26 protein-coding genes are annotated in these 26,105 nt (G+C 53.1%); 10 read left to right on the forward strand and 16 right to left on the reverse strand.

Translation table 11 applies throughout. From position 1 onward, the window contains the following. Positions 1 to 8 precede the first annotated feature (8 nt). The 10 genes from KGP17_RS23400 to KGP17_RS23445 all read right to left on the reverse strand — a co-directional run bounded on the left by KGP17_RS23400 (position 9) and on the right by KGP17_RS23445 (position 9,195). Positions 9 to 581: a DJ-1/PfpI family protein gene (locus KGP17_RS23400; RefSeq protein WP_223498475.1), complete on the reverse strand. Its 573-nt coding sequence runs from the start codon at positions 579 to 581 to the stop codon at positions 9 to 11. 130 nt (positions 582 to 711) lie between these two features. Next, complete coding sequence (locus KGP17_RS23405) at positions 712 to 1,137, reverse strand: RbsD/FucU family protein (protein ID WP_223498476.1); 426 nt, start codon at positions 1,135 to 1,137, stop codon at positions 712 to 714. Positions 1,138 to 1,226: 89 nt separating this feature from the next. Continuing rightward, positions 1,227 to 1,991, reverse strand: coding sequence for an SDR family NAD(P)-dependent oxidoreductase (locus KGP17_RS23410; protein WP_024529116.1), 765 nt, complete (start codon positions 1,989 to 1,991; stop codon positions 1,227 to 1,229). A 35-nt stretch (positions 1,992 to 2,026) separates the two neighbouring features. After that, a complete protein-coding gene (locus KGP17_RS23415) occupies positions 2,027 to 3,334 on the reverse strand; it encodes an MFS transporter (protein WP_074031251.1) in 1,308 nt (435 codons plus the stop codon). A gap of 123 nt (positions 3,335 to 3,457) precedes the next feature. Next, on the reverse strand, positions 3,458 to 4,504 hold the full coding sequence (locus KGP17_RS23420) for a LacI family DNA-binding transcriptional regulator (protein ID WP_223498477.1): 1,047 nt from the start codon (positions 4,502 to 4,504) through the stop codon (positions 3,458 to 3,460). A gap of 397 nt (positions 4,505 to 4,901) precedes the next feature. Then, positions 4,902 to 5,207 carry a type II toxin-antitoxin system RelE/ParE family toxin gene (locus KGP17_RS23425; RefSeq protein ID WP_161713820.1) on the reverse strand — a complete coding sequence of 102 codons (306 nt, stop codon included), beginning with the start codon at positions 5,205 to 5,207 and terminating at the stop codon, positions 4,902 to 4,904. Next, positions 5,207 to 5,461 (reverse strand): type II toxin-antitoxin system Phd/YefM family antitoxin, encoded by a 255-nt coding sequence (locus KGP17_RS23430; RefSeq protein WP_223498478.1) that lies wholly within the window; start codon positions 5,459 to 5,461, stop codon positions 5,207 to 5,209. Before KGP17_RS23430 ends, KGP17_RS23425 begins: the two co-directional genes overlap by 1 nt. Positions 5,462 to 5,594: 133 nt before the next feature. Next, entirely contained in the window at positions 5,595 to 6,344 is a 750-nt protein-coding gene (locus tag KGP17_RS23435; RefSeq protein WP_074031249.1) for a DUF3142 domain-containing protein, read from the reverse strand. Further along, the gene (locus tag KGP17_RS23440) at positions 6,314 to 8,491 is read right to left on the reverse strand and encodes a hypothetical protein (protein ID WP_223498479.1); all 2,178 of its coding nucleotides are present in this window, start codon (positions 8,489 to 8,491) and stop codon (positions 6,314 to 6,316) included. The genes KGP17_RS23435 and KGP17_RS23440 overlap by 31 nt, the downstream gene beginning before the upstream one ends. Before the next feature lie 122 nt (positions 8,492 to 8,613). Then, complete coding sequence (locus tag KGP17_RS23445) at positions 8,614 to 9,195, reverse strand: LuxR C-terminal-related transcriptional regulator (protein ID WP_199063227.1); 582 nt, start codon at positions 9,193 to 9,195, stop codon at positions 8,614 to 8,616. Between the two features lie 111 nt (positions 9,196 to 9,306). Between KGP17_RS23445 and KGP17_RS23450 the strand changes: the two genes are divergently transcribed. From KGP17_RS23450 to KGP17_RS23460, 3 genes are all read left to right on the forward strand, one after another. Continuing rightward, on the forward strand, positions 9,307 to 9,738 hold the full coding sequence (locus KGP17_RS23450) for a hypothetical protein (protein WP_223498480.1): 432 nt from the start codon (positions 9,307 to 9,309) through the stop codon (positions 9,736 to 9,738). 216 nt (positions 9,739 to 9,954) lie between these two features. After that, positions 9,955 to 10,770 carry a winged helix-turn-helix domain-containing protein gene (locus KGP17_RS23455; protein WP_223498481.1) on the forward strand — a complete coding sequence of 272 codons (816 nt, stop codon included), beginning with the start codon at positions 9,955 to 9,957 and terminating at the stop codon, positions 10,768 to 10,770. Positions 10,771 to 10,774: 4 nt separating this feature from the next. After that, complete coding sequence (locus KGP17_RS23460) at positions 10,775 to 11,251, forward strand: hypothetical protein (RefSeq protein ID WP_024529124.1); 477 nt, start codon at positions 10,775 to 10,777, stop codon at positions 11,249 to 11,251. Between the two features lie 19 nt (positions 11,252 to 11,270). On the opposite strand, the gene KGP17_RS23465 is transcribed toward KGP17_RS23460, so the two are convergent. Then, positions 11,271 to 12,167: a LysR family transcriptional regulator gene (locus tag KGP17_RS23465; protein WP_223499721.1), complete on the reverse strand. Its 897-nt coding sequence runs from the start codon at positions 12,165 to 12,167 to the stop codon at positions 11,271 to 11,273. Between the two features lie 261 nt (positions 12,168 to 12,428). On the opposite strand from KGP17_RS23465, the gene KGP17_RS23470 reads away from it, so the two are divergent. From KGP17_RS23470 to KGP17_RS23485, 4 genes are all read left to right on the forward strand, one after another. Continuing rightward, a complete protein-coding gene (locus KGP17_RS23470) occupies positions 12,429 to 13,745 on the forward strand; it encodes a M20 family metallo-hydrolase (RefSeq protein WP_223498482.1) in 1,317 nt (438 codons plus the stop codon). Further along, positions 13,742 to 15,193 (forward strand): M20 family metallopeptidase, encoded by a 1,452-nt coding sequence (locus tag KGP17_RS23475; protein WP_223498483.1) that lies wholly within the window; start codon positions 13,742 to 13,744, stop codon positions 15,191 to 15,193. The genes KGP17_RS23470 and KGP17_RS23475 overlap by 4 nt, the downstream gene beginning before the upstream one ends. A gap of 91 nt (positions 15,194 to 15,284) precedes the next feature. Next, positions 15,285 to 16,811, forward strand: a complete 1,527-nt coding sequence (gene abgT, locus KGP17_RS23480; RefSeq protein ID WP_098929779.1) for a p-aminobenzoyl-glutamate transporter — start codon at positions 15,285 to 15,287, stop codon at positions 16,809 to 16,811. A 119-nt stretch (positions 16,812 to 16,930) separates the two neighbouring features. Further along, entirely contained in the window at positions 16,931 to 17,749 is an 819-nt protein-coding gene (locus KGP17_RS23485; RefSeq protein WP_024529128.1) for a shikimate 5-dehydrogenase, read from the forward strand. A 209-nt stretch (positions 17,750 to 17,958) separates the two neighbouring features. Here the strand turns inward: KGP17_RS23485 and exbD are convergent, their stop codons facing one another. Beyond that, complete coding sequence (exbD, locus tag KGP17_RS23490; RefSeq protein WP_021179543.1) at positions 17,959 to 18,381, reverse strand: TonB system transport protein ExbD; 423 nt, start codon at positions 18,379 to 18,381, stop codon at positions 17,959 to 17,961. Positions 18,382 to 18,384: 3 nt separating this feature from the next. Further along, a complete protein-coding gene (exbB, locus tag KGP17_RS23495) occupies positions 18,385 to 19,377 on the reverse strand; it encodes a tol-pal system-associated acyl-CoA thioesterase (protein WP_223498484.1) in 993 nt (330 codons plus the stop codon). A 603-nt stretch (positions 19,378 to 19,980) separates the two neighbouring features. Between exbB and KGP17_RS23500 the strand changes: the two genes are divergently transcribed. Next, the gene (locus KGP17_RS23500) at positions 19,981 to 20,637 is read left to right on the forward strand and encodes a DedA family protein (protein ID WP_021806837.1); all 657 of its coding nucleotides are present in this window, start codon (positions 19,981 to 19,983) and stop codon (positions 20,635 to 20,637) included. A gap of 51 nt (positions 20,638 to 20,688) precedes the next feature. On the opposite strand, the gene KGP17_RS23505 is transcribed toward KGP17_RS23500, so the two are convergent. Next, complete coding sequence (locus tag KGP17_RS23505; RefSeq protein WP_161713812.1) at positions 20,689 to 21,582, reverse strand: LysR family transcriptional regulator; 894 nt, start codon at positions 21,580 to 21,582, stop codon at positions 20,689 to 20,691. Between the two features lie 111 nt (positions 21,583 to 21,693). Between KGP17_RS23505 and KGP17_RS23510 the strand changes: the two genes are divergently transcribed. Then, positions 21,694 to 23,178: an MFS transporter gene (locus KGP17_RS23510; protein WP_223498485.1), complete on the forward strand. Its 1,485-nt coding sequence runs from the start codon at positions 21,694 to 21,696 to the stop codon at positions 23,176 to 23,178. Here KGP17_RS23510 and KGP17_RS23515 read toward each other — a convergent pair. Then, the gene (locus KGP17_RS23515) at positions 23,173 to 24,078 is read right to left on the reverse strand and encodes a LysR family transcriptional regulator (protein WP_223498486.1); all 906 of its coding nucleotides are present in this window, start codon (positions 24,076 to 24,078) and stop codon (positions 23,173 to 23,175) included. The genes KGP17_RS23510 and KGP17_RS23515 overlap by 6 nt on opposite strands. 105 nt (positions 24,079 to 24,183) lie before the next feature. Here KGP17_RS23515 and KGP17_RS23520 point away from each other — a divergent pair, with 105 nt between their 5' ends. After that, positions 24,184 to 25,206: an NAD(P)-dependent alcohol dehydrogenase gene (locus KGP17_RS23520; RefSeq protein ID WP_223498487.1), complete on the forward strand. Its 1,023-nt coding sequence runs from the start codon at positions 24,184 to 24,186 to the stop codon at positions 25,204 to 25,206. Here KGP17_RS23520 and KGP17_RS23525 read toward each other — a convergent pair. Beyond that, a complete protein-coding gene (locus KGP17_RS23525; RefSeq protein WP_223499722.1) occupies positions 25,203 to 26,087 on the reverse strand; it encodes an AraC family transcriptional regulator in 885 nt (294 codons plus the stop codon). The genes KGP17_RS23520 and KGP17_RS23525 overlap by 4 nt on opposite strands. Between the last annotated feature and the right edge of the window lie 18 nt (positions 26,088 to 26,105).

Raw genomic sequence — 26,105 nt, forward strand, 5'->3', positions numbered from 1 at the left:
ACAGTGGACTAGCCTGGCTTGCGGTGCTCAGCAGCATGCATCGCAAGGTAGGCATTGAGGTTTTCATCCCCCAGACCCAGAGTACGCAAGATTGCGGCCATAAAGCTGACCGGTGCGGTACCCGGTGCCGTGATAACGCGCCGATCGGCGATGGCATAAGGCACATCCTGATAGTATTGCGCACCGCCATAGTTCAGGCTCAACAGGTTTTCTGCCGAATTGGAAGTATGGCGGACCGCATCAAGCACACCCGCCTGCGCTAAAACGCGAGTACCATCGCAAATCCCCGCGACGATGGCCTTACTTTGATAAGCCGCAGCAACCAAGGCGGTAATATCCGGCGCCTGTGCGGTTTGCCAGATAGTGCCCCCGCAGACAATCAGCAGATCGACTTCATCAGGCTGAATGGCTTCTATTGCCAGATGGGGGGAAACCAGCATGCCACCTGAAGAGGTGACCTGGGCTGCGCCAGGGGTGGCAAAACGGCAGTCAAAACCGTAGTACCCACGCCCCGTCGAGTTGATCAAAGCGGTTTCCCAATCGGAAAAGTTTTCAGTCAGGAGGGTAATAGCACGTATCATCGGAGTGTCCTTGTCAGAAATAGGGGCAATTTTCAGGATTTTCCTACCCGCAAAAACCAAGTGTAGCCTGCACTGTTGACAGTTTCTGTCAGTAGCCAACAGAGGCCCCTCCCGCAAAGATAACCCGCATTCAATCAGCCAACGACACCGGCGCCACGGTCAGCAGCAGGTTGGCAAAGCGCCGCATCTCACCGCTGGCGATAACCAATAATGTCTCCGGTGATTTTGCCGCATGATAGAAGGCCTCGCGGTTGAGATAATCGATGGGGCAACCGTCAGGCAGCAGTTGCTGATATTCGGCAGCGATGGTGTTGGTGAAACCTTGCGGCCAGGCCATCATCGAGGCATGTTCCACATTAATGTGCTTGAGCACCTTTGCTAATATCACGCTGCTGGCGATCATTCCGGGGGCCAGATTCAGATAGACAATGGTGGCCTCTTTCGACGAGTTGGTGACGAACGAATAGTTACCATCGGCGATGAGGATCTGGGTCTTATGCCCGCACAGCGCCAGTGCACACAACAGTTGCGGATGAATAATGTCGGCTTTGATCATAGTGTTTTCCAGTAGGGAAGACAGGTGGGCGCAGCATGCAGCGCCCCTACGTAGTGAATCGGTTGCGGTTTATCAGCGGCTGGGTTGACTCACATACGGTAAATACCGCCGTTAATATCGATGGTGGCGCCAGAGACGAAGCCGTCATATTCCGAGGCGAGGAATTTAATCACCCGAGCGACGTCCTCCGGGCTCCCCGCGCGGCCAAGGGGAATACCGTGGATGGTTTCATCGGCAGATTCCTTGCTGGTATGCAGGTTATGGAAGCGAGTGCCAAGAATAAGCCCCGGCGCTACGGCGTTGACCCTGATGCCATGTTCACCCAGTTCCGCCGCCAGGGAGCGGGTCCAGGTTAATACCGCCCCTTTGGCAGTGGAGTACACCAGTGAACCAGAATGCCCGCCGGAACGGCCAGCCAGTGAGGCCAAATTGACGATGCTGGCTCCGTCCTTGGCGCTTTTTAAGTAAGGTAGCGCGCTTTGCGTGACGTTCAACATGGTCGTCATATTGACATCTATCACCGTCTGCCAGAATTGACGGTCGATCTCACCGAGCCATTTACGGGCGATAATGCCACCCACGTTATTGATCAGTATGTCTATCCCCCCCAGAAACTCAGCGGCGGCAGCGACGCATCGCTGCGTATCTTCTGTATCGGTTAAATTTGCATAACCATAGGCGGCGCGTTGACCGCGTGAATGGGCTAATTCAGCCAGTTCCTTTGGCCCCTCTTCGCCGCTGAAGTAGTGGATGTAGATGTCACACCCGGCGTTAATCAACTGCTCTGCGGTAGCTTTGCCAATCCCCTGCTCGGCCCCGGTAATAAACACTTTCTTACCCGTTAGATTTCCCATTTTATTGCCTCTTGATTATTTGTAGATAAAACCAGTTATGAGCGAATAACGCCCTCACGCTGTTTGGCGCAGTAAAAAATGCAGATCAATCCGGTAACCAATAAACACAGCGACAGGAAAACCAGCCCCGGAGTATTGCTGTTACTGACATCCTTTAATAACCCGACCACATAAGGAGCGACAAACCCCCCGATATTGCCGATACAGCTCACCACTGCCAGTCCGGCCGCTGCCGCCGCCCCGGTAGAAATATTGGCTGGCATGGAAAGGAATGAAGGAACCGAGGTATAGATACCTATGGCAGCCACGCTCAGGAACATCAGCGCGACAAACACGTTATAGTTAAAGAACACCACGGCACCTATCAGGCCAAAGGCAGCAACAATCATGCTGATGCCGGCAAACACACCAATTTTTTTGCTTTTACTGGCCCATAGGCTCCACGGATAAACCAGCAAGGCGGCCAACCCGTAGGGAATAAAGGCAATCAGGCTTACGCGGAAAATGTCATCGCCAGAGATAGCCGTAATGATGGAGGGCAGCCACATCCCAAAACCGTAGATCCCGCACACCATGCCAAAATTCAACATGGCGTATAACAGATACTTTTTATTTTTTATGCCCTGCACAAAATCAGACAGCTTGACCTTGGAACCCGATTTACTGCGGGTGGTGTTGTCCATTAGCCAGGCTTTCTCTTCCACATCGAGATAGCCCACATCCTTCGGTGAGTTCTTGATAAGAAAAGGGATAAACAGGCCAATAATCACCGGTGGAATACCTTCAAGGATAAACAGCCACTGCCAGGGTTCCAGGCCAAACCAGCCATGCTCAACGTTAAGGATCAGCCCGGAAATCGGTGAGCCGATAGCGTTCGACAACGGCTGTACGATGATAAACATGCCGAGGATTTTGGTGCGGTACTTCTCCGGGAAAAATACCGTGAAGTAATAGACGACCGAGGGGAAAAACCCCGCCTCACAGACACCCAACATAAACCGACAGATATACAACTCCATCGGCGTGCGGACAAAACCCATCAATACGGCAAATATCCCCCAGGTGATAAGGATCCTGGCAAACCAGATTCGTGGGCCAAACTTGATGGTTCCCGCATTACTGGGAATTTCAAACATAAAATAGCCGATAAAGAATATCCCAGAGGCAAAGCCAAAAGCCGTGGCGGTTAACCCCAGGCTATCCTCCAATGCCATTGCCGCATAGGCCATATTATTACGATCTAAAAAAGCCAGAAAGTATAATAAGATCATTAACGGGACAATATTCAGCGTCATTTTTCTAATGGCACTGCGTTCAATTTCCTGAGGCGTTCTTTTTTGCATAATAGAATACTTCCAATGTTGTTAATCGGAATAATAATCTGCTACAGGCGTACCTGAAGGGTGCAGGTATATTTACCTGACAATAAATAATGCTATTTAATCGTTCTCGTGACTCTTTGCGCGTTATGGCGTAATGGTTATTACCGACTGGCGGCTGACTAACGTCGGTGGGAATATAAACTCTTCAGGGGCTAATGTAGGATCCCCTACGCGTTGCAATAGGCGCCCCACCATCACCTGGGCCATCTCGGCAAGCGGTGGCATGATGGAGGTCAGCGCGGGCCACACCAACCCCGAGAGCGGAATATTGTCGATACCCACCACCGATATCTCACCAGGCACCACCACTCCCGCTTCCCGCAGCCCCGCCAACAGGCCGATACCCAGAGCATCGTTGATAGCCACCACGCCATCCGGGCGCGGAGAAAGAGCAAGTACCTGAGCGGCCAGGGTAAAGCCCAGTTCGGCCATCTCGGTATCGCCATACTCTCCGCTGGCTTTGCCTTCTATCACCCGTTGCTGAGCGGGCAGGCGATGATTACGCACCACGGTGAGAAACCCTTCAATCTTATGGCTGCGGCTCATGGTCAGACTGGCCTCGGTGGCAAAGATGATATTGCGGCAACCGCGTTCGATCAGGTGTTGAGCCGCCAACCGCCCGGCCTCTACGTTGTCCATTGAGACGCTGTCGAATAACCGGGCATCAGCGGTGAAACTCCCCACCATCCGGTTATCGTAGTTGACGATCATCATTCCCATTTCGGCAGCCTGTGCAAAATGGGTCTTACGGATATCACTCGCCGCAACGATAATGCCCCGCACCCCATGGGCGAACATATCTTCGATAAAGGTGCGCTCTTCATCTTCTTGCCGATAGGTGTTGCCCAACAACACCCGGTAGCGGTGTTCTTTAGCCGCCAGGTCAACCTCGCGAGCCAGGGCAGAAAAGCTGGGGTTGACGATCGAGGGAACCAGCAGACCGATCATCCGGGCATGCCCGGTTTTCAACTGCTGCGCCACTCTGTTGGGCTGATAGTTCAATTCGCGCATCACCTGTTCGATACGCAGCCGGGTTTCCGGGCGCATTTGATTACTACGCCCATTTAACACGTTGGAAACGCTGCTCACGGAAACACCGGCGAGATGTGCGACATCACGAATATTGGCCATGTTTTCGCTCCCCCTCCGGTGCTGACGTTAATCGGTTAACTTATGCACGACACGCCATTAATTAACATAATAATCAATATATTAAATATACGACCTGGCATTATCTGTATCGTTTTAGTGAAACGATGCAGATCAATTTATAGCGGAGATATGACTCAATCAAGCGACTTTACCAGCCGCGCCGCGGTTGCGTGATGCTTTTGTGAAAGCTATCAAGCCTAGCGCCATGGCATTACTAAACATGGTTAAAATCCTCGGCTGTTTAGTCAGTGTTTAGTGGTGGGGGTTAAAGGCTGGAACGGGGTTTGGATGGGTACTGCATGCTACGCCCCTACATAAATAGTCTGCAAAACAGGAGCGCAAAAAAACAGCCAAAGAGAGCTCCTTCATCCTATGTTCATATCCGACGATTTAATAACAACGTTGGTAGGCGACTCTGGTGAACAACGCCGATGATAGAAATTCCATCAGCGGCACGTTGATAATAGGTCGTATGGCTCATATACGGAAAACTCCATATATCCAACCCTAAACTCTCAACTTCATTAGTGCCCATCCCCGGCATATTAGCCAGATGCTGCATAGTGACACGCATTCCAGCCAAGTATTCCCGTGTTGTCAACGAACCAAACTGCCTTAGAGAAAAACCCTTTATTTCGCACAAATCCTCTCGCGCATCGTCAGTCAGTTTGTAGTTAACCATTAAAGAACCTTCATCAACTCGTCAAATACCTGTTCACCCTCATGCAACTGGCCAGCCTCTGCCTGAGCAATGGACTGCGCAAGCTTGGCGCGCAAGCTTTGCAGTTTCAACGCCTCAAACTCGTTGTAATCCTCAACAGACATAACCACTACGGAAGGTTTACCGTTTTTGGTGATGCTGATCGGCTCACGCTGAGCTTTAGTTATCATCTCGCCAAACTGGGTTTTGGCCTGGTTGGCCGTAAAGCTAATCATGGCAATTTCCTCAGTCGTTCAAATAGGCATGAATCGTTCGATTCATACCTATTTTTAGACCAGCTAAGTTCTGCCTACTAGCATAAGCAAATAATATGATTATCCAATTGATATACTTATATAAAATCAAAAACTACAGGCTCGTATTCAACAAAAAAACCACCTCACCGCGATAATAAGGCGATGTGGTCAGCCGCCGTTGCCACTCGGCGTTCCAGTCGCCCTGCTGCACCAGACCGATTTTGAAGGGGATTTGTAGCTTAAGTAGCGCGGGGAGATAGCGTTCATATTCCGTGACCGTGCGCCGCCCCTGATAGGTTTGGATCACCAACTCATCGATCGGTAATGCATTCAACTGGCTGACGTTACCGGTCTTTGCCCAATCGAGCAGGCCAGTCACTCCCAAAGCATATTCTTTGGGTAAACGACCGCGCAGTTTGTCGAGAAACTCCGCGTACTTATCCAGTTGATAGGTTGCCGCGTCAAAGTCGATCTGTAGCCCTACCACCCGATTGCCTGCCGCAGCCCAACGAGCAGGCAGACGCACCGCCGAGGCCAATACCTCGTCGGATATGTCCAGGGTTGCGACACGTACGGTGATCCAGACGGCAGGCGCCTGGAGCTTGCTCAACGGCAATCCCAGCTTCAGAAAACGAGCGCCCTGGCGGCCGTTCACGATTTCACCCTGATGGAGATAGAGCAAATCGGCCTGCTGCAACGCAGGCTGCGGCCAAACGCCGGACCAAAGCCAGAATGCGCGGTAATCATGCGCATTTACATACCGGCCAGCTGCGTTATCCGCCGCTGCGGCGGTTGCAGAGATTGGCAACCACAGCAGCAGCAATACGCGCATCACCAATAGTATTTGAGCTTTTGTTCCCACTGGTTACCTTTATACTGGCTCTTCAACAGGTTAAACCAACGTTGGCGAGTTTTTTGTGAGATCTCCTGCCGATCGCAGCTGTTGTAGCCGGAAGGAGAGAAACACATCACTGCCCGGTACAACGCATAGGTTTTATCTTCCGGTTCGGCCTTGGGATCGGCGATCACTTGCTGATAATATTTTAATCTGCCGTGCGCTTTATCATTACTCAGTTCGACCCCAGCCAGATCATCCAACTGTTCATTGCCCCCCATTTCCGCTTCCGTGCTGATATCGGCAAAGGTGGTACGCAAGAACTCTGCCACGCAGTTCATGGCGTGTGCATCAGTCTTGTTCTTTGCCAATACGGCAACGTTAGCGTCTAAAGAAGTACAGAAATAACCAGGCTCCGTCCGGCTGCCATCCCAATCGAAAACGCTGAGTGCAACATCGCCAAACACCTGCGGGTCAGGCGTCTGTTTGATATTTTTTTTCAGTTGGCTGTCGTCAATAAACCCCTGATAGTCACCCACCATCAAATCCTTAAACAGCAGCGTATGCAGAGCGATGGTCTTTTCTTCGTCATTGGGTGCGCCTACGGCCTGCTGTTGCAGCAACGCTTTATTGGCCAGGCTTTTGAGCACCACGGAGCGATAACGCAGGTTATTGATTGGGCTGTCTGGGGCAAAAATAGCCGCCGTTTTATTTTCCTGCACCAAGGCGGTGGCCAACATCAGCTGCAGATACTGTTGCTGGTAAGGGGCAAGCTTCATGCCAAGCAGATGACGCCAATGGGCTTCGGCAGCCTGCCAATTTTCCTGCATCACCAGGGCATCGCCGTAGAGGACCTGTTGGCTGAACGCGATAAGATCGTTCGCTGCCAGCTGTGCCGCAGGCTGGATCGCCTTGATGACCGCGGCATAATCCTTTTGCTGATAGAACAGCCAGGCATTATGCATATATTCCCAGAGCGGAAGCTGATTGGCGGCAACAAACATCGGTTTGTACCCCTGCAGCATCTCATCGGTCACTTTCGGCATCGACTGGTTATCGAGATTGTATTTGCGCAACCACTTCATGGTTTGGGTGAAGGTCAACAACGGGGCATCGGCACTGCTGACAAAGGGCGACTCCGCACTGTCATAAGGAATGTTGCGGCTCAGTAGAATTTGGTCCCCTTCATCAATCATCGCGCCAAGCGTATTGATATCGGTGGCCGCGGTTATCTCGCTTTCATACAACTGTGCCAAACGCGGCCAGTCGGACAGATACCAATTCACCCGGCGCTGTAATCCCTGCACGGAATCCACATATTCGCCTTTGGGATAAGCGGCCAGATAGGCCTGCGCACGTTGCAATGCCAGGGCACCCGCCTCTTTATTAGCCCGCTGCGGATCGAACATGCCGTACTGATCCGTGGCATTTTCAGTGATCTGGTTCAAGGCCACACGGAACAGCATATAAGCGGCGGTTTCGGCTACCCAAATCTGATCCGATTCTTTAAGCCTTTGGAACCCGGTATCCGCATCAGCAAACTGCCCCTGATAAAACTGTTCCGCACTGGTGAGGTAATCTCTGAACGCCGCTGCATGGGAACCTGCGGCATAGTTTGCCATCAGCGGTAAAAATTGCTCCGGCTGCGCTTCCCCCCGGTAAATTTTGGCCCGGCGCAACGCCAGTAAGTCGCGTTCGGCCTGATCTAGCTGCTGGTCTGCCAGCAGGGCCTGGAAAAATTGGCTTAATGAGTCTGGATTATTAGAAACCCAACGCCCCTCGTTTTCTGTTGAAACCCCGGTTAATCCCGACGGTTTAATGCCTAAGCTTAACGCCTGTATATTGAGAGGATTATCCTGCAGTACGGCAGTTTGAGCAGGTGCGGTGGCCTGATCGGTTTCAGTGGCGGCTTCACCAGGGAACACGCCAAACGTGTATCCTCTGCTACGGCTAATATCCTGCGGCAACGACGACAGTGCCACGGGTAATTTACGCATTCCCGCAGCCAGCATCAGCAGATTGACGCGGGTATCATTATCGGCGGCCAGGTAGGGCACACCGCCCATTGCGCAATAATCACTCCAACTGCACCCGGTTTCATCGGAGGAGGCCTGTGCGAACTGGCTGGTACCAGCGATGGTTGAGACCACCGCGGCTACTATGAGTTTTTTCATCGATATCCTTACTTATCTCCAGTGCTCACTCTCATCCCGAGTGAATTTTGCCTGAGATAGTGTCGTAAGCATGGAGAAAAAACAATACGGCGAAAACCAACCGGCATACGCGGACTATTCCCCTACCACAGGCCACCTTGCCGCAGCCAGTAATATAATTCGCCATTACGCTTGAAGCCGAGCTTGCGCATCGCCGTGAGTTTATGGGTGCTGACGGTCTTGACGTTCAGCGAAAGTTTACTCGCGATCTCGTCAGGTGTTAATTCCTCTGAGATCCCTTGCAAAACGTCGCGCTCGCGCGGGGTCAGATGCAAATGCCGACACGGACTTACCGTATTGTCTGTCAGAGACGACCGACTTGCCTGCTCAAACATCTCCTCAACCAAATGCACCACGGCATCAGGCCGTTCCTTGCGACCTAATAGGGCGAGCTCATGCTGACGTATTATATTCTCAGCGGCCGTATCACGTATGATAATCGTCCCAAGCCGCCGATTTACCGGATTTTCCCGGCGGGAATTGAACCGCGATGACCAGCCAAAGGGGTTGACACAAACCATCAGGTCGATCGCTATCCCAGGCGCAACTGGCACAAAACTCCATGTACAGCCTTTAGCGAGAAAATAGTCCTGCAAAATATGTTGAATGCCCAGAGCAAAATAACGGTTGCTATCCTGAATAGTGATAACAATATGTGGTGTCATTTTAGTTCCTTATGAATCGGCAAGAAAACACGGCGATAATATGGGTTTCGTTTATATGGAAAATCATCCTTGACGCTGTCGCCCTCAAACAAGGGATGCGGATACCTCCGCATGCCCAAAATAGGTTATGCCTATAATGACGTAGCCGATTACTGGTCAGCTAAAGTGGAAGCTGGCAACCGCCTTGAATTTGCCTTTGGTAACAGTGGCAGACGCACCATCACCCTGCAGATAGGCAATGAAGCTCAAGGTATTATGCCTTTTTGCAGCTTTTGGATAGTGGTTGACTCAGTCAGTTTAATAGGACAGTTAGCATCCTCAATGACAAGAGCAGCCCCCAATTTACCAGGGTCTGCGACAGCACCAACGTTGCCTGTGAAGAAAGGAGTCACTTTACCGACTTCACCATTACGTACACTCTTTAAACGCTTTTGCCGGTGGTTTGGCGTTGCGATAAATCTTAATGATCAGATAATGAACAAGCAAAATAACCTGATTAATACGCAAAAATTAGAATTAACCACTAAAAATTATCAACTTTAATATATTTAATGTCATTTTGAGCGAAAAAAAACCGATATGCGAGTAGGTAATACTGTCTTGAATTCAACTAGTTATTATTGCTGAAAAAATAGTTCAAATCAGGGTTGACTACGGTAGCGGGTTACCACTAAATTCCTACGCACAGTCAAACCATTAAGACTATTCTTATCACTGGACGCAGTTCAACACTAACACCAAGGATGCTCGGTTATCGCCATGAAATATATAATAAACCTTAATATTATCTTTGATCCTGACAATAGAATATTGACGGTTAAAAATGACATTCAGCAATCTGTTGAATTATCAAAGCCAGCAACCCGGTTACTCAGTGAGTTGATTAACAACAATAGGGTCAACCTTGCTCGCGATGACCTGCTAAAAAACGTCTGGGCGGACTATGGTTTTTCGCCGTCTAATGCCAGCCTGAATAACCATATTAGTGAGTTACGCAAAGCCTTCACTAATCTCGGCGTGAGTAAAGATATCATTTCCACCGTGCCCCGCGTCGGTTTTAGAATGGATGCGGAAATCCATCCGATACAAAAATCGGTTCAGGGAATAACAGAAGCAGCGCCGAACAACGGGGTTCCTGTCACTGACAAATACAGCACCTTTTCAGAAAACCCAGTGTCTACAATGACCGAGCAAGGAGAGCATCAATCAATCTATTTATCGTTAAAAAAACACAAGATGATAATTTACATACTTGCAGTTTTACTGTTACTGACCACAGTAACTGGCACGACTATGCTGAGACATAGCCAAAAAGAGAGCGTGAACTTCGTGGTGACTCATGAAAAATGTAGCATCTATAACTTAAATGATGACAAGCCAAATAAAGCTTTTACCGCTAAGATCATCAAAGAGATAGCAGCAGAAGGCATAGACTGTTCGCGGGAGGAGCTAGATGTTTTTTATGCAGAGGCACACCCTAATAACGACCGTTTCAGAGTCCGGCTGCTCGCTGCCTGCAGTAAAATTGATGCCGCCAGCTATAAAAATTGTTTAAATTACAAAACAGTAGAGTAAAAACATGAAAAAGATCGTCGTAGCCCTGCTGTTGGTTATTAGCTTATGTTCAACTCTTTTTTATATATATCAGGTACAGTCCCGCAAGCCGTTCCATTGCGATGCTCAATTGTTCGCGCACCTCAGAATCAATGAAGCTGACGAAGTTGAGGTCAACACTCATATCGACGTCATTTTCAGGTCGGCTTATGATGGGATTTTAAAGTTTTCCGGCTCAATCAAGAATAAGGGCAATGACTATATCCTGCGAAGGACCGTCTACTTTACCGTCGCCCCATCGGAGCTGGAAAACGTGAACGAAATCGTCTTTACCCGAACAGAGAGCCACCCCACGGATAATACGCCAGCAGACCTTTGGCAGAACCGAGTATTACCGCAAACCCCGGGCATCGGGTTTTACTCAAAGATCAGGGGGTTAGATAAAAATGCCATTATTATCAAAGGGTTTACCAATCCTCTGATCGTCTGTATTCGCCACTAGCGGCACCACGGATAGGTGGCTACCGGCAGTGCTGCCTGAACAGGCGAGCCAGGTAGGCCCCCATCGGCGTGAGCGTCGTATCCTTTCGTTGGATCAGGTAGAAGGTAGCTTGTGGTAAGGCTTCGTCCAATTCCAATGCTACCAGATGGCGGCCCAGGATCGGATCGGAGATCACATCAACCGACAAAATGCTGACAAAGTCACTCTGCGCCACCAGGCTGGTACAGGCCATAAAGGTTTCGCAGGTGACGCTGATCGCCGGTGCCATCCCCATATCACCAAACAGTTCATGTAGCAGGCGGTAGTAGCTGCCATTGGGGGTTGGCATAGTCCAATCGCAATGTTGCAGCTCCTTGAGCGTGCGGGCGTTTTCACACGGGTGCCCCTTGCGTACCACCACCTTGTATTCTCTTTCCATCAGCCGCTCAAAGCTCAACTCATTGTCCATGCTGCTGGGGTAGTAGGTATTAATGGTAAAATCCAATTCCCCCTGGCGTAGCTCCGGGATCATCGAGACCAGTTGCCCCTCCACGATGCGCACCTTCACATTGGGATATTCGAGGTGAAACTGGGTGATCACTTTCGGCATTACCGTGCGGGCAACGCTGCCACCGACGCCGATATTGACAGAGCCACCCGCTAACCCCAACCGCTGCTGAATATCTTCCTGCGCCACCCGCAGTTCTTCGAGGATCAGGCTGGCATGCTGAAAAAAGTTATCACCGCAGTCGGTTAATACCACCCCTTTGCTGCGGCGGACAAACAGCTTGGCGCCGAGCACCTCCTCCAACTCCTGAATCGACTTGGTCAACGCAGGCTGGGAAAGGTTACAGGTACGGCTGGCGGCGCGAATACTGCCCTGGCGGCTGACTTCCACAAAGGCGCGTAACTGGTGCAATTTTATCGAGGCTGGCATAGGCGATTTGCGATAACCGTTGTTTATCAGTAGCAAGATATTGGCATCTTATTTAACCCGATACCATTGTGTACATTCGAAAAAAACAGAATAAATAACCCAATCATCATTTCTCTTATTTAAACGCAGTATCGCGCTCAATAAGCGCCATTCACGGCTTTTTAGTAACTAATTACGCAAATATTCAATTTTAATTTAATTGCCTGACCTCCACTGCTGCCTGAATTTCATTCAAGGCGTGATAACTAATGGAAAACTGCTATGAACACTCCGCTTTCAACGTTGGTGACCGAACTGTATCCGCAACTGCAAGCCTGGCGCCGTGACTTCCACCATCATGCCGAATCCGGCTGGCTTGAATTTCGTACCGCTTCGCTGGTGGCAGAAGAGTTGGATCGATTAGGTTACCAGTTGCAACTCGGCCACGAGGTGATCAACGCCGAAGCCCGCATGGGACTCCCCTCTGCACAAATCCTGGCGGCGCAGGAACAGCGAGCCATCGAACAAGGTGCCCTGGCGAAGTGGCTACCCTTCTTTTCCGGCGGGTTTACCGGCATTGTCGCCACGCTGGATACCGGCCGCCCTGGCCCCACCATCGCCTTTCGCATCGATATGGACGCGCTCGATCTCAACGAACTGCTGCATCCCGACCATCTGCCATTTCGTGAAGGTTTCGCCTCCTGCAATAGCGGCATGATGCACGCCTGCGGGCACGATGGGCATACCACCATCGGCCTGGGGTTGGCGCGGGTATTCAAGAGCCTGGAGCCACAGCTGCATGGCCGCATCAAGCTGATCTTCCAACCGGCCGAGGAAGGTACTCGCGGGGCCAAATCGATGGTGGAAGCCGGCGTGGTCGATGACGTCGATTTCTTTACCGCCGTGCATATCGGCACTGGCGTACCGGCCGGGGAACTGGTGTGCGGCAGCGACAGCTTTATGGCTACCACCAAGCTGGACGTCACTTTCCGTGGCGTGGCCTCCCATGCTGGTGCCAAACCCGAGGATGGCCGCAATGCGCTGCTGGCGGCGGCTCAGGCTTGCGTTGGGCTGTATGCCATCCCTCGTCACAGCGAAGGCAGCTCACGTATAAACGTTGGCGTGTTGCAAGCAGGCACCGGCCGTAACGTCATCGCAGACAGCGCCCTTATGAAGGTAGAGACACGCGGCGCCACCAATGAGATCAACGAGTTTGTTTACCAACAAGCGCTCAACGTCATCCGAGGGGCCGCCATCATGCACGGGGTGGAATACGACATCGCCCTGATGGGCGCAGCACAAAGCAGCCAGCCGACGCAACCTTGGGTGGATTACATCCATCGCCAGGCACTCAGCATCAGCGAACTTAGTTCAGTCGTTGATCGCCGCGAGCAGGCAGCGGGCTCTGAGGATGCCACCTACATGATGGAACGGGTGAAATCTCACGGTGGGCAAGCAACCTATGTGATTTTCGGTTGCGAACTTAGCGCCGGTCATCACAACGAGAAATTTGATTTTGACGAGCAGGTCCTCACCGTGGCGGTAAAAACGCTGGCCAGCCTGGCACTGAACCTACCGACTTTTGGGAGCGCAGAATGAAACAGCCGGAACTGGTCTCTTTTATTCACCATTACATCAATAGCCATCAGGCCCGTTTCAGTGCCTTAAGCGATGAGATCTGGGATCATCCGGAAACCCGCTTTGCCGAAATCCACTCCGCCGAGCTACTGGCAAACGCCATGGAACAAGAGGGTTTTGAGGTTGAACGCGGCGTCGGTGGTATCGAAACGGCGTTTATTGCCAGCTTCGGTAGCGGCCATCCGGTGATCGCCTTATTGGGTGAATACGATGCGCTGGCCGGCCTGAGCCAGCATGCAGGCTGTGCCACCCCGTCTCCGCTGGTGGAAAACGGCAATGGTCATGGCTGTGGGCATAACCTGCTCGGCACCGCTGCACTGGCCGGGGCCTTTGCGGTTAAAGCCTGGATGGAACAGCAACAGTTAACCGGCACGATACGCTTTTACGGCTGCCCAGGAGAAGAAGGCGGCTCTGGTAAAACCTTTATGGTCCGTGAAGGGCTGTTCGCCGATGTGGATGCCGCTCTCACCTGGCACCCGGAAGGCTTCAGCGGCATGTTCAACACCAGCAGCCTGGCCAATATTCAGGCCGCGTTCCGCTTCAAGGGCGTCGCCGCTCACGCTGCCAACTCGCCACATCTCGGCCGCAGCGCGCTGGATGCCGTGACGCTGATGAACACCGGAGCCAACTTTCTGCGTGAACATATCGTGCAGGAAGCCCGGCTGCATTATGCGGTCACCAATACCGGCGGCAGTTCCCCCAACGTGGTGCAGGCCGATGCCGAAGTGTTGTACCTGGTACGCGCTCCCCAGCTCGATCAGGTGCAGGATATTTACCAGCGCCTGGTCAACGTTGCCAAAGGTGCAGCGCTGATGACCGACACCCAGATGACAGTGCACTTTGAAAAAGCCTGTTCCAACTACGTCCCCAATCGTCGCCTGGAAAAGGCGATGTATCAGTACGTGTGTGATTTCGGCTTGCCGGATTACAACGATGAAGAGCGGCGTTTTGCCACGGAGATCCGCCAAACGCTCAGTAAAGACGACCTGCGTAATGCCAAGCTGAACATTTCGCGTACCGGTGGAGTCGCTGGGCAGGAATGGGTAAGGCAGTTGGGCGATAAGGTATTGATGGACGAGGTCGCCCCCTACGTGGAGTCACAAGAAATCCTGTACGGCTCTACCGACGTCGGCGACGTCAGTTGGGTCACGCCAACGGCCCAGTGCTTCAGCCCCTGCTTTGCTCTTGGGACGCCGTTGCATACCTGGCAGTTGGTCGCCCAGGGCCGCACCTCAATAGCCCATAAGGGCATGTGCCTGGCAGGTAAAGTGATGGCCGCTACCGCCGTCGCCTTACTGAGCGATAACGCCTTGCTAAACGCTTGCCGCGAGGAATTTCGCCAGCAACGTGCCGAACAGCCATACCAATGCCCCATCCCTGCGGGGGTGAAACCTTCGCCTTTGAAGTAAATCCCGACCGTTCTGGCTCCCGTTCCGAGCCAGATCACTATCGCGATCCCTAAAACTATAAAAATCTGATTACGGACAAGAGGGTAATATCATGAGTGAGATAGCATCATCCGCCAATAAAAGCCCCGGGCGTATTTTTTACTGGGTAGAACGTATCGGTAATAAAATTCCCAATCCCTTCCTGTTATTCGTTTATTTAATCGTGGTGTTAATGCTCGCCACCGCGCTCATTTCCTGGTTGGGCCTGGTGGTGAAAAACCCGGCTACCGGGGAAATGATCCAGGTAAAAAATCTGCTGAGCGTGGAGGGAATACAATGGATCCTCCCCAATATCATTCACAACTTCAGCGGATTTGCGCCATTGGGCGCGATCCTGGCGCTGGTGATTGGTGCCGGTCTGGCGGAAAAGGTCGGCCTGTTGCAGGCGCTGATGTACAAAATGGCCTCACACGTCAGCGCTGGCTACGCCAGCTATATGGTGCTGTTTATCGCCTTCTTCAGCCATATTTCCTCCGATGCCGCGCTGGTGGTGATGCCGCCGCTGGGGGCGTTGATCTTCCTGGCCGTCGGGCGTAACCCCATTGCCGGGCTACTGGCGGCGATCGCCGGTGTCGGCTCGGGGTTTACCGCCAACCTGCTAATTGTCACCACCGATGTGCTGCTTTCCGGCATCAGTACCGAAGCGGCCAAAGCGGTTGACGGCGCAATCCACGTCAGCGTGATTGATAACTGGTACTTTATGGCCACCTCGGTGATCGTACTGACCATTACCGGCGCGTTGCTAACGGATAAATTTATCGAGCCACGGCTACCAAAATGGCAAGGCACCTCCGATGACAAACTTGAAGCGCTCACCCCATTACAAAACCGTGGTCTGATGATGAGTGGTATCGCCGCGCTGGTGTTTATCGCCGTGATGGCCGCGCTGGTAGTGCCAGAGGGTGCCCCACTGCGCGATCCGCAAACCGGCTCGGTGATCCCTTCACCCTTTATAAAAGGCATTGTGCCGATCATCATCCTGTTCTTCTTCACCGTCGCCATCACTTACGGCGTCGTCACCAAGAGCATCCGACGCCCAGACGATATCCCCAACCAGCTGGTCGAGCCGATGAAGAACATGGCGGGCTTTATCGTCATGGTGTTCCCGCTGTCGCAGTTTGTAGCGTTCTTCAACTGGAGCAACATGGGCAAGTTTATGGCCATCGGCCTGACGGATCTGCTGGAGGCGGCCGGAATGAGCGGCGCACCGGCGTTCCTCGGCCTGATGTTCCTGTCGGCCTTCCTGTGCATGTTTATTGCCAGCGGCTCCGCCATCTGGTCGATCCTGGCCCCGATCTTCGTGCCGATGTTTATGCTGTTGGGCTTTCACCCAGCCTTCGCCCAGATGATTTTCCGCATCGCGGACTCATCCGTGCTGCCGCTGGCCCCGATGTCGCCATTCCTACCGCTATTCCTTGGCTTTCTGCAGCGCTACCTGAAAGATGCCAAACTCGGCACCTACTACGTGCTGATCATGCCCTATCCGTTGGTGTTCTTCGCCGTCTGGACCCTGCTGCTAGTGGTGTGGTACCTGCTCGGGCTACCTATCGGGCCTGGGGTCTACCCGAAAATGGGGTAAACCAATGCCGAAAAATTTGTGCTCAATAACCCGTTTTTTGGCGTAAGCTGAACCGATTATCCCCGCCGGATGCTTGCTAGCCGGTGGGGACACTTATTTCAATGCGCTAAGGACCTGCTATGAGTCGTGAAATCAACAAAGATACGCAGCTGTGTATGTCACTGGCCGGTCGGCCTGGCAATTTCGGCACCCGTTTCCACAACTATCTGTATCAGGAACTGGATCTGAACTTCATCTATAAGGCGTTCACCACCAAAGATATTCAGGCAGCGGTCGGCGGCGTGCGCGCTTTGGGTATTCGCGGCTGTGCGGTTTCCATGCCGTTCAAGGAGAGCTGTATTCCGTTCCTTGATGAGCTGGATGCGTCGGCCACGGCGATTGAGTCGGTCAATACCATCGTCAACGACGACGGCTTCCTGCGAGCCTATAACACCGACTATATCGCCATCGCCAAACTACTGGCGAAATACCAGATCCCCCCGACCACCTCGTTTGCTCTGCGTGGCAGCGGCGGTATGGCCAAGGCGGTGACCGCCGCCCTGCGCGATGCCGGGTTCAAGAACGGCCATATCATTGCGCGCAACCCACAGGCGGGCCAGGCGCTGGCAGCGCAATATGGTTATCAGTGGCAGCCAGAAGTGGGCGACTTGCAGGCTGAGATGGTGATTAACGTCACGCCGATCGGCATGGCGGGCGGTAGCGAAGCCGAGCAGTTGGCCTTTGAACCGGCCACTATCAAGGCTGCGAAAATCGCCTTCGACGTTGTTGCACTGCCAGCAGAAACCCCGCTGATCCGCTATGCACGGGAACAGGGTTTGCAGGTGGTGACCGGTGCCGAAGTGATCGCTCTACAGGCTTTGGAGCAGTTTGTGTTGTACACCGGCGTGCGTCCCACCGATGAGCAAATCACCCGTGCTGCGGCACATGCTCGTGGCTAAATAGCCCGAGAAAATATCAACCGGCTCACCACGTAGGGGCGCTGCAGGCTGGCCCGTTGAAATAATCAATGGGTTAAGTCGATTGAGGTTGTCAGCAGTATCATGGGAATTAGGGGAGAAGGGGGCAGATTTCGCGGGGATAAACAGGTAATAGCGCCCTCTTCCTCGAGTTAGGCAACCCGAAGAAGAGGAAATGGCTGAGTTTCAGATTACTTGGCCACGCCTTCCATTCCCACCAGCCCCACTTTCAGGTAGCCGGCTTTGCGTAGCGTATCCATCACGCTCATCAGCGTTTCATAATCTACGGTCTTGTCCGCCTGGAAGAAGATGGTGGTTTCTTTATTCGCCTGCGTGCGTTGATCCAGCACCGCCGTCAGTTGTTCCGCCGTCACCGGCTCATCACCCACGTACAGCTGCTTGTCTGCCTTCACCGACAGGAACACCGGTTTTTCCGGACGCGGCTGCGGTTTAGCGGAAGAGGCGGGCAGATCGACACGAATATCTACCGTTGCCAGCGGCGCAGCCACCATAAAGATGATCAACAGCACCAGCATGACGTCGATAAACGGCGTCACGTTGATTTCATGCAGTTCGCCGCTGTCGTCCAGATCTTCATTTAAGCGCATCGCCATAACTCACCCCACCCGCAGTTGGTGCGCATGCTGCGAACGTTTGGCATCGGCCGAAGCCGCCAGATCCAGATCGCGGCCCAACAGCAGCAGCACCTGCGCCGCCACATCGCCCACCTGAGCACGGTGGCCGCCAATAACGCGAGCGAAGATGTTGTAGATCACTACCGCAGGGATAGCTGCAACCAGACCGAGCGCGGTGGCCAGCAAGGCTTCCGCAATCCCCGGGGCAACCACTGCCAGGTTGGTGGTTTGCGAATGGGCAATGCCGATAAAGCTGTTCATGATGCCCCATACGGTGCCGAACAGGCCGACAAACGGTGAAATGGCGCCGATGGTGGCCAGGAAGCCATTGCCACGCCCCAGCTGACGCCCGTAGGCCGCTACGCGACGTTCCAGACGGAAACCGGTACGCTCTTTAATGCCGTTGTTGTCATTAGAAGCCGCCGACAGCTCCAGTTCGTTCTGCGCATCTTGCAGCAACACCGCACTGATGCTCTCTTGCGAGAAGCTTTGCGCCAGTTCGGAGGCATCGTCCAGCGAACGCACGTCGGCCAGCGCCAACTGCTCACGGCGCAGACGGCGCTTGGAACGAAACAGCTCACTGCCTTTGGCAAACAGAATGGTCCAGGTGACGATAGACGCCAGCACCAGGCCAATCATCACGATTTTCACCACGATATCGGCGTGCTGATACATGCCCCAGACGGAAAGGTCCATACCACGCGTTTCAGGCGGTTGGATGGTCGGTTCAGGATTAACCGGGGTGATATTTTCCGGGGTACCCGCCACTGGGGTTACCGCTGTTGGTGTGGCCGGTGTCGTTGCCGCGGCAACGCTTTCAGCGACTGCTGGTGCAGTGGCCGGAGCCGCCTGAGCGTTGCCCGCCAACCCCACCACCAATACCAGTGAGGCGATCACACTGCGCCCCAATGCGCCCCATTGCCCACGGCCTGCGCCCTGAACACTTTGATTTGTCATTTTGCCAGCCGTTTTCACGCTGTGCCTCCACCCATTTCAACATTTAAGGAAGAATTCAGCGTGCGATCATATCAAACCAATCAGGGATTGATAGTAGTTATCATTATTATTTGAAGAATTACGCATCGACGAGCAAAAAATGATACACCCCCAGTCACTATCAGGGTTTGCGCGTCGTTTAGCATAACATTGCCTACCCATAATGCTAACAAAATCATCACTCGAACTGCGGCTTTTACCCCAACAGGCCATAAATGGTGTCAATATTTCACGCCATCACTGCGGGAAAATGCCTATTGGATGACCAGACGAACGCAGTAGGCAAAGTATCTACGTAGAGTCGCCGGTTGATGAGGAGTGGCTAGAATAAAATCACACAGTAAGGCACGAGGTTTTACGGCGTTTTACTTGGCCATCCCAACGGTCGCCTGTACTTTTTCCGAGTTTTACGGCCTTTGCCACATTTTCTATGCTCTGTTTAATGTCCGCTTAAGCTAATAGCGGTACACTATATTGTGCTCTTGGGCCTTACCGCCGTGTGTGGCCTAAATTTACCGGTGAGCATGGCTATAACAGCACGGTAGCCTATAGAAAGTCAGCCCAGGCACCTCAGGATAAAAAATGGATGTATTAAGAGAGATTGTTCACGCACTGTGGACGCAAGACTTTACTGCACTTGCCGATCCCAGCGTGATTTGGGTGGTTTATGCCGTCCTTTTTACCACCTTGTTTTTGGAAAACGGTTTGTTGCCCGCTTCCTTCCTGCCCGGAGATAGCTTACTGCTGTTGGCCGGAGCCTTGATTGCCAAAGGCGTGATGAACTTTATCCCCACGCTGATTATTCTGACGGTCGCCGCCAGCCTTGGCTGTTGGCTCAGCTATCTGCAAGGACGATGGCTTGGCCATACCTCGGTGGTGAAAGGCTGGTTGCTACAGCTACCGGCGCAATACCACCAGCGCGCACACATGCTGTTTAACCGCCACGGCCTGGTCGCTCTGCTGATTGGCCGTTTCCTTGCATTTGTACGCACCCTGTTGCCTACCATGGCCGGTATTTCGGGCCTCAATAGCGCCCGTTTTCAAATCTTTAACTGGCTCAGCGGCTTGCTGTGGGTAGGCTCGGTAGTCACGCTGGGCTATGCCTTTAGCCAAATCCCGCTGGTTAAACGCCACGAAGATCAGGTGATGGCCGGGCTGATGATCCTGCCGATGGTGTTGTTGGTCGTTGGGCTGCTAGGCGTGATGCTGGTCGTTTGGCGTAAAAAACGCGCCTCCTGAGTCAGGTGGCGGCTTTGCCCACCGCCACAGTAACCCATATCGTCATGCCTCTTATCCCTGCTTAAAAAGTTGGCTGCAGATAAAATCTACAAATACGCGAATCTTTGGTGATAGATGCCGACTTGAGGGCCAGAGCGCCCAAAAGAACCCTTGATCCTTGGTGTGAGCATCAAGCAACGTCTCAATATCGCCCACGGCCAACGCCTCTTTGACTAAAAAATCAGGCATGTAAGCAATGCCATGCCCGTCAATGGTCGCCGTCAGCATTGCCTCCATGTTATTCAACGTAAGGGAAGAATTTAGACGCAACTGAGTTATTTCCGGGTCTGACGTTAATGTCCAATCCATGATTTTACCTGTCGTGACAAAACGGTAACGAAGGCAATCGTGCAACTCCAGATCGAGCAACTTCTCAGGTCGTCCTTTACGTTCCAGATAACCAGGGGCGGCACACAGAACAAAACGGAAAGGCCCAAGCCTACGCGACATCAGCCGCGAGTCCACAAGGTCACCGCTTCGTATCACCACATCAAACCCATCATTGATGAGATCAACAAGTTGATCGTTGAAATCCAACTCTAATTCAACTTCTGGGTAGGCTTTGCGAAAGTCAGGCATCATGGGTAACAGAAAGCGGTACCCGATGGTGGGTAGACTGACCCGCAAACGACCTCGGGGAGCTTGAACCGAATGCGACAGCATGGCCTCAGCGTCCTGCAAGTCATCAAGGATTTTCCGACATCGTTCGTAGAACATTTCCCCTTCAACAGTGAGGCTAACCTTGCGGGTACTGCGCTGAAACAAGCGAACGTTCAGAGACGCTTCAAGCCTCGCAACATTCTTTCCTACCGCCGTCGCGGAAATGCCTATGGCACGTGCGGCAGAGACAAAGCTCAGCGATTCTGCGGTTTTCACGAACGAGAGGATACTGGTCAGGCTCTCCATAGAATTAAGACCTTTTTGTTCATTATAAGTGGAGTTTTAACCCATTTATTCAAGATTGCGACCTCTATAGATTTAGTTTCCCAGATTGCTACAAAAATGAGGGATTACGCAATGGGTAACAATTCCGATCACTCTCTACAAAAAGGCCGTTACTACTTTCTCGGTGCTATTTGCCTAGCCGCCTTGGTATTACCGCTGAGTTTCACCGGGGGTGCCGTCGCCACCCCAACCATCAGCAAGGTTTTCAACGCCAGCCCATCTGCCCAAGCCTGGGTAACCAACGCGTTCATGCTGAGTTTCGGTAGCCTACTCATGGCCGCTGGCACGCTTTCGGACATTTATGGCCGCAAACGCATATTCATCCAGGGCCTTCTGCTATTCGTCATCGTCAGCTTACTTCTGGCCAGTGCCACCAGCATTGTCTGGCTGGATATATTGCGGGCAGTTCAGGGGATAGCAGCCGCTGCGGCACTCGCTAGCGGTTCGGCCGCTCTGGCACAAGAGTTCGAAGGGCAGGACAGAACCCGAGCCTTTAGTTTGCTGGGAACGACCTTCGGCCTCGGCCTGGCATTTGGTCCAATGATTACTGGTGCGCTGATTGAACAATTCGGCTGGCGTTCGATCTTCATTACCACCGCAATACTCGCTGCAACGGCACTAATCGCCGCCATTTCACAGATGCACGAAAGCAAGAATCCGCAGGCTCAAAAGCTGGATCTTCCAGGTTTGGCGAGTTTTTCAGCGATGCTCGTACTTTTCACCACCGGGATCATCCTCGCCCCGCAAGCTGGATGGGGTTCATCGTTGATCGTGAGCTTACTTATCAGCGCGCTGACTTGCTTGATTGCTTTCGTGGTTATCGAGCTACGCTCAAAAGAGCCGATGCTCGAACTCAGCCTGCTCAGGCACACACGTTTCATCGGTGTCCAGTTACTTCCGTTAGGAACCTGCTATTGCTACATCGTTCTGATAGTGCTGCTGCCATTCAGGCTGATCGGCGTTGAAGGTATTTCCCCCATACAAAGTGGCTTGGTCATGCTGGCACTTTCGACACCGATGCTGGTGGTGCCGTTACTGGCCGCCTGGTTAACCCGTTGGATCTCTGCGGGCTCCCTCTCTGGCTTCGGTTTTCTGCTGGCGGCCACAGGGCTGTACATCCTCAGTCGAGTCCCTATCGGCGATCACCTGCAGTTGATTTTTGCCATGCTGATCATCGGTATCGGAGCTGGTTTTCCTTGGGGACTAATGGATGGGCTAGCGGTAAACGTTGTACCCAAAGAACAAGCAGGCATGGCCGCTGGAATTTTTAACACCACGCGTGTCGCTGGTGAAGGTATCGCACTTGCAATCTCCATTGCCATGCTCACTACCCTGGTCAACAGCAGCCTCCTTAGGCTGCAACCGCAGAATGATAATGGCGAGCTGGTCCAACGCCTAATCATGGGGGATATGAGCCTCTCGCAAAATCTAGACCATGCGCAGGTACTGACCGCATACCATGAGGGATTTAGCACCCTAATGTTGATCCTCTCGTTTTTTACTATTATTTCATCTTGCGCTGCGTTTTTCTTGCTGAGCCCGAAGGCGCGACTATAGCGCCATCCTCGCAGGCAGGTGGCTGACCAGCGCATCCACCGCCAGCCGCACTTTCAAGGGTAAATGCGGCGTGAGCGGCCAGACGGCATTCACTTCAAAGTCTTTCCCCGGTACCTCCCCCAATACCTGCTGTAATCGGCCTTCCAGCAAGGCATCACGGATTAGCCAGCATGGCAGCCAGGCAATGCCAAACCCGGCCACCGACGCGTCGGCAATCGCCTGAAGATCGTCCATCAGCAAGCGAGGTTTTGGCATCACTTCTCGCGTTGTTCCATCTGCCTGCGGGATCAACCAGCTACGTATCATTGAGGCGTAGCGATAAGCGATGGCATCGTGCTGTTGTAACTCCTCAACGCTAGCCGGGGTACCACAACGAGCCAGATACTCCGGCGAGGCGCATAGGGTCATGCGGTTATCCCCTAACCTTCTAGCCACCAGCCCGGCACTGTCCGGCAAAGGGCCATTACGCACCGCCAGATCGAATCCTTCCTCAGCCAAATCCACCACCCTATCGCTAAATGACAGATCGAGTTCCAATCCTGGATGCTCACGCGCCAACGCGGTAAGCACCGGCGCGATACACAGGCGGCCAATCAGCACCGGCATCGAGACCCGCAACCGGCCACTGACTTGCCGCTTACCACTTTCCAACAGGTTCTCTGCGACGCGGATCTCCTCCAACGCCCGTAAACAACGCTCATAGAACAGCGCGCCATCGTCAGTCAGGTTCAGGCTGCGGGTGGTGCGGTGAAACAGGCGCACACCCAACCGTTGCTCCAGCCGGGCAATAGTTTTGCCCACCGCCGAACGGGAGAGATGCAACCTGTTGGCCGCCAGCGCAAAACTGCCCGCCTCCACCACGCTGACCAATACCGAAATGCCGCTTAATCGGTCACTCATCACTTGTAGCCTTTTAGGAAACAATCTTGTGAAATTTTATCGACACTGGTGATTTTAAATCAACGCTATTATCTGTGAATATCTTCAACCCATCAGGAGCACCTCATGACCGAAACCATGCAACGTTGGACGATGAACGCCGTAGGGCGTGAACATCTGCAATTAACCGAGAGCGCCATTCCACAACCCGGCCCACATCAGGTGCGGGTGAAAGTGAACGCCGTAGCGCTGAATTACCGCGATAAAATGGTGATAGAAGGCACCATGCCGTTGGATCTGCCGCTGCCGTTTACCCCAGCCTCGGATATGGCTGGCGTGGTAGACGCGGTGGGAAGCGGCAGCACGCGTTTTCGCCCTGGCGATCGGGTGATCTCTACCTTTAGCCCGGACTGGATAGAGGGTAAGCCTGATGGTGATGCGCGCATTCCACCTTACCGTACGGCAGGCGGTACCTATCAAGGGATGCTGGCCGAATACGTGGTGGTCGATGAAAACTGGCTGAGCGCAGCTCCCGGCACGCTAGACGATGCCGAAGCCAGTACCTTACCCTGCGCTGGGCTGACGGCCTGGTTTGCCTTGGTAGAACGCGGTCATTTGCGTGCCGGGGAATCGGTATTGGTACAAGGCACCGGTGGCGTTGCCTTGTTCGCGCTACAGATTGCCAAAGCCCACGGAGCACAGGTCTTTGTCACCTCCGGCAGCGAAGAGAAGCTGCTACGTGCCAAGGCGTTAGGGGCCGATCACGGCATTCACCGCCTGCGAGAGGATTGGGTGGAGTCGATCTATCAACTGACGCAGGATCGCGGTATCGATCATATTGTCGAAACCGTTGGCGGCAGCAATCTGGCCAATTCACTACGCGCCGTGGCGATACATGGCCGTATCTCGGTCATTGGCGTACTGGAGGGTTTTGATATTGCCATTCCAGCTAGCCTATTGCTGCTGAAATCGCCGCAGATCCAGGGCATCGGTGTAGGCCACCGCCGCGCATTGGAAGATTTGGTACGCGCCGTCGACGCCAACGGCATCAAGCCTGTCATCGACCAGCGTTACCGTTTCGATCAGCTACCCGCGGCGCTCGATCACCTCGATCGCGGCCCGTTCGGCAAAATCGTACTGACGCGTTAACCCTGCATGATGGCGCTATTGTCCCGCAGCCGGGCGATCTCATCGCTCGGCGTAATGCCAAACAGCCGCTTAAACTCGCGGCTGAACTGCGAAGCACTCTCGTAGCCCACGCGGATCGCTGCCGTGCTGGCCTTAAGGCCGTCATGCAGCATCAGCAAACGCGCCTTGTGCAGACGATACGACTTCACATACTGCAGCGGCGAGGTATTGGTCACCGCCTTGAAGTTATGGTGAAACGCCGACACGCTCATGTTCACTTCGTACGCCAACTGTTCGACGTTGATGTTCTCGGCATACTGATTCTCAATCCGCCGCAACGCCTTGGCGATCTGGCTGAAATGGGTATGCCGGTTAACCAGTTCCTGCAACGAAGCACCGCAACTGCCACGCAGCACGTAATAAAGCAGCTCGCGCACGATCTGTGGCCCCAGCACCCGAGCATCCAGCGGTTTCTCCATCACGTCCAACAGACGCTCGGTGGCGCACAGCATTTCATCGCTAAGCACTGAGAGATTAACGCCGCTGCTTTCCCCCCTAGGCTGCATCAGATAATCGTCATCACCGATATCGATCAGCAGATCCTGTAGCATCTGGGTGTCGATATTGACCGCCAGCCCCACCAGCGGCTGTTCCGGGCTGGCAAAGGTTTCACACTCAAACGGCAGCGATACCGTCATCAGCAAGTAATTGCGCGGATCGTACTGAAACACCTTGCTGCCACAGTAGCCCACCTTGTGGCCCTGAAAGATGATGACGATGCCAGGCTCATACATCACCGGCTGACGCGGGTAATACTCATCGCTATACAACACCTTCACCATAGGTACGGGCGTTGGGCTATAGCCTTTGGCGGCGGCAAAGCGCATCGCCTGGCGCGCCATACGGCTACGTAGTTCAAC

It is taken from the genome of Serratia sp. JSRIV001, from assembly GCF_019968745.1.
GTDB classification, from domain to species: Bacteria; Pseudomonadota; Gammaproteobacteria; order Enterobacterales; family Enterobacteriaceae; genus Chania; species Chania fonticola_B.

What these genes read in the sequence shown, in the direction of transcription:
- KGP17_RS23400 (WP_223498475.1), bottom strand. Translation starts at nt 581, where the DNA reads ATGATACGTGCTATTACCCTCCTGACTGAAAACTTTTCCGATTGGGAA.
- KGP17_RS23405 (WP_223498476.1), bottom strand. Translation starts at nt 1,137, where the DNA reads ATGATCAAAGCCGACATTATTCATCCGCAACTGTTGTGTGCACTGGCG.
- KGP17_RS23410 (WP_024529116.1), bottom strand. Translation starts at nt 1,991, where the DNA reads ATGGGAAATCTAACGGGTAAGAAAGTGTTTATTACCGGGGCCGAGCAG.
- KGP17_RS23415 (WP_074031251.1), bottom strand. Translation starts at nt 3,334, where the DNA reads ATGCAAAAAAGAACGCCTCAGGAAATTGAACGCAGTGCCATTAGAAAA.
- KGP17_RS23420 (WP_223498477.1), bottom strand. Translation starts at nt 4,504, where the DNA reads ATGGCCAATATTCGTGATGTCGCACATCTCGCCGGTGTTTCCGTGAGC.
- KGP17_RS23425 (WP_161713820.1), bottom strand. Translation starts at nt 5,207, where the DNA reads ATGGTTAACTACAAACTGACTGACGATGCGCGAGAGGATTTGTGCGAA.
- KGP17_RS23430 (WP_223498478.1), bottom strand. Translation starts at nt 5,461, where the DNA reads ATGATTAGCTTTACGGCCAACCAGGCCAAAACCCAGTTTGGCGAGATG.
- KGP17_RS23440 (WP_223498479.1), bottom strand. Translation starts at nt 8,491, where the DNA reads ATGAAAAAACTCATAGTAGCCGCGGTGGTCTCAACCATCGCTGGTACC.
- KGP17_RS23445 (WP_199063227.1), bottom strand. Translation starts at nt 9,195, where the DNA reads ATGACACCACATATTGTTATCACTATTCAGGATAGCAACCGTTATTTT.
- KGP17_RS23450 (WP_223498480.1), top strand. Translation starts at nt 9,307, where the DNA reads ATGCCCAAAATAGGTTATGCCTATAATGACGTAGCCGATTACTGGTCA.
- KGP17_RS23455 (WP_223498481.1), top strand. Translation starts at nt 9,955, where the DNA reads ATGAAATATATAATAAACCTTAATATTATCTTTGATCCTGACAATAGA.
- KGP17_RS23460 (WP_024529124.1), top strand. Translation starts at nt 10,775, where the DNA reads ATGAAAAAGATCGTCGTAGCCCTGCTGTTGGTTATTAGCTTATGTTCA.
- KGP17_RS23465 (WP_223499721.1), bottom strand. Translation starts at nt 12,167, where the DNA reads ATGCCAGCCTCGATAAAATTGCACCAGTTACGCGCCTTTGTGGAAGTC.
- KGP17_RS23470 (WP_223498482.1), top strand. Translation starts at nt 12,429, where the DNA reads ATGAACACTCCGCTTTCAACGTTGGTGACCGAACTGTATCCGCAACTG.
- KGP17_RS23475 (WP_223498483.1), top strand. Translation starts at nt 13,742, where the DNA reads ATGAAACAGCCGGAACTGGTCTCTTTTATTCACCATTACATCAATAGC.
- abgT (WP_098929779.1), top strand. Translation starts at nt 15,285, where the DNA reads ATGAGTGAGATAGCATCATCCGCCAATAAAAGCCCCGGGCGTATTTTT.
- KGP17_RS23485 (WP_024529128.1), top strand. Translation starts at nt 16,931, where the DNA reads ATGAGTCGTGAAATCAACAAAGATACGCAGCTGTGTATGTCACTGGCC.
- exbD (WP_021179543.1), bottom strand. Translation starts at nt 18,381, where the DNA reads ATGGCGATGCGCTTAAATGAAGATCTGGACGACAGCGGCGAACTGCAT.
- KGP17_RS23500 (WP_021806837.1), top strand. Translation starts at nt 19,981, where the DNA reads ATGGATGTATTAAGAGAGATTGTTCACGCACTGTGGACGCAAGACTTT.
- KGP17_RS23505 (WP_161713812.1), bottom strand. Translation starts at nt 21,582, where the DNA reads ATGGAGAGCCTGACCAGTATCCTCTCGTTCGTGAAAACCGCAGAATCG.
- KGP17_RS23510 (WP_223498485.1), top strand. Translation starts at nt 21,694, where the DNA reads ATGGGTAACAATTCCGATCACTCTCTACAAAAAGGCCGTTACTACTTT.
- KGP17_RS23515 (WP_223498486.1), bottom strand. Translation starts at nt 24,078, where the DNA reads ATGAGTGACCGATTAAGCGGCATTTCGGTATTGGTCAGCGTGGTGGAG.
- KGP17_RS23520 (WP_223498487.1), top strand. Translation starts at nt 24,184, where the DNA reads ATGACCGAAACCATGCAACGTTGGACGATGAACGCCGTAGGGCGTGAA.
- KGP17_RS23525 (WP_223499722.1), bottom strand. Translation starts at nt 26,087, where the DNA reads ATGGCGCGCCAGGCGATGCGCTTTGCCGCCGCCAAAGGCTATAGCCCA.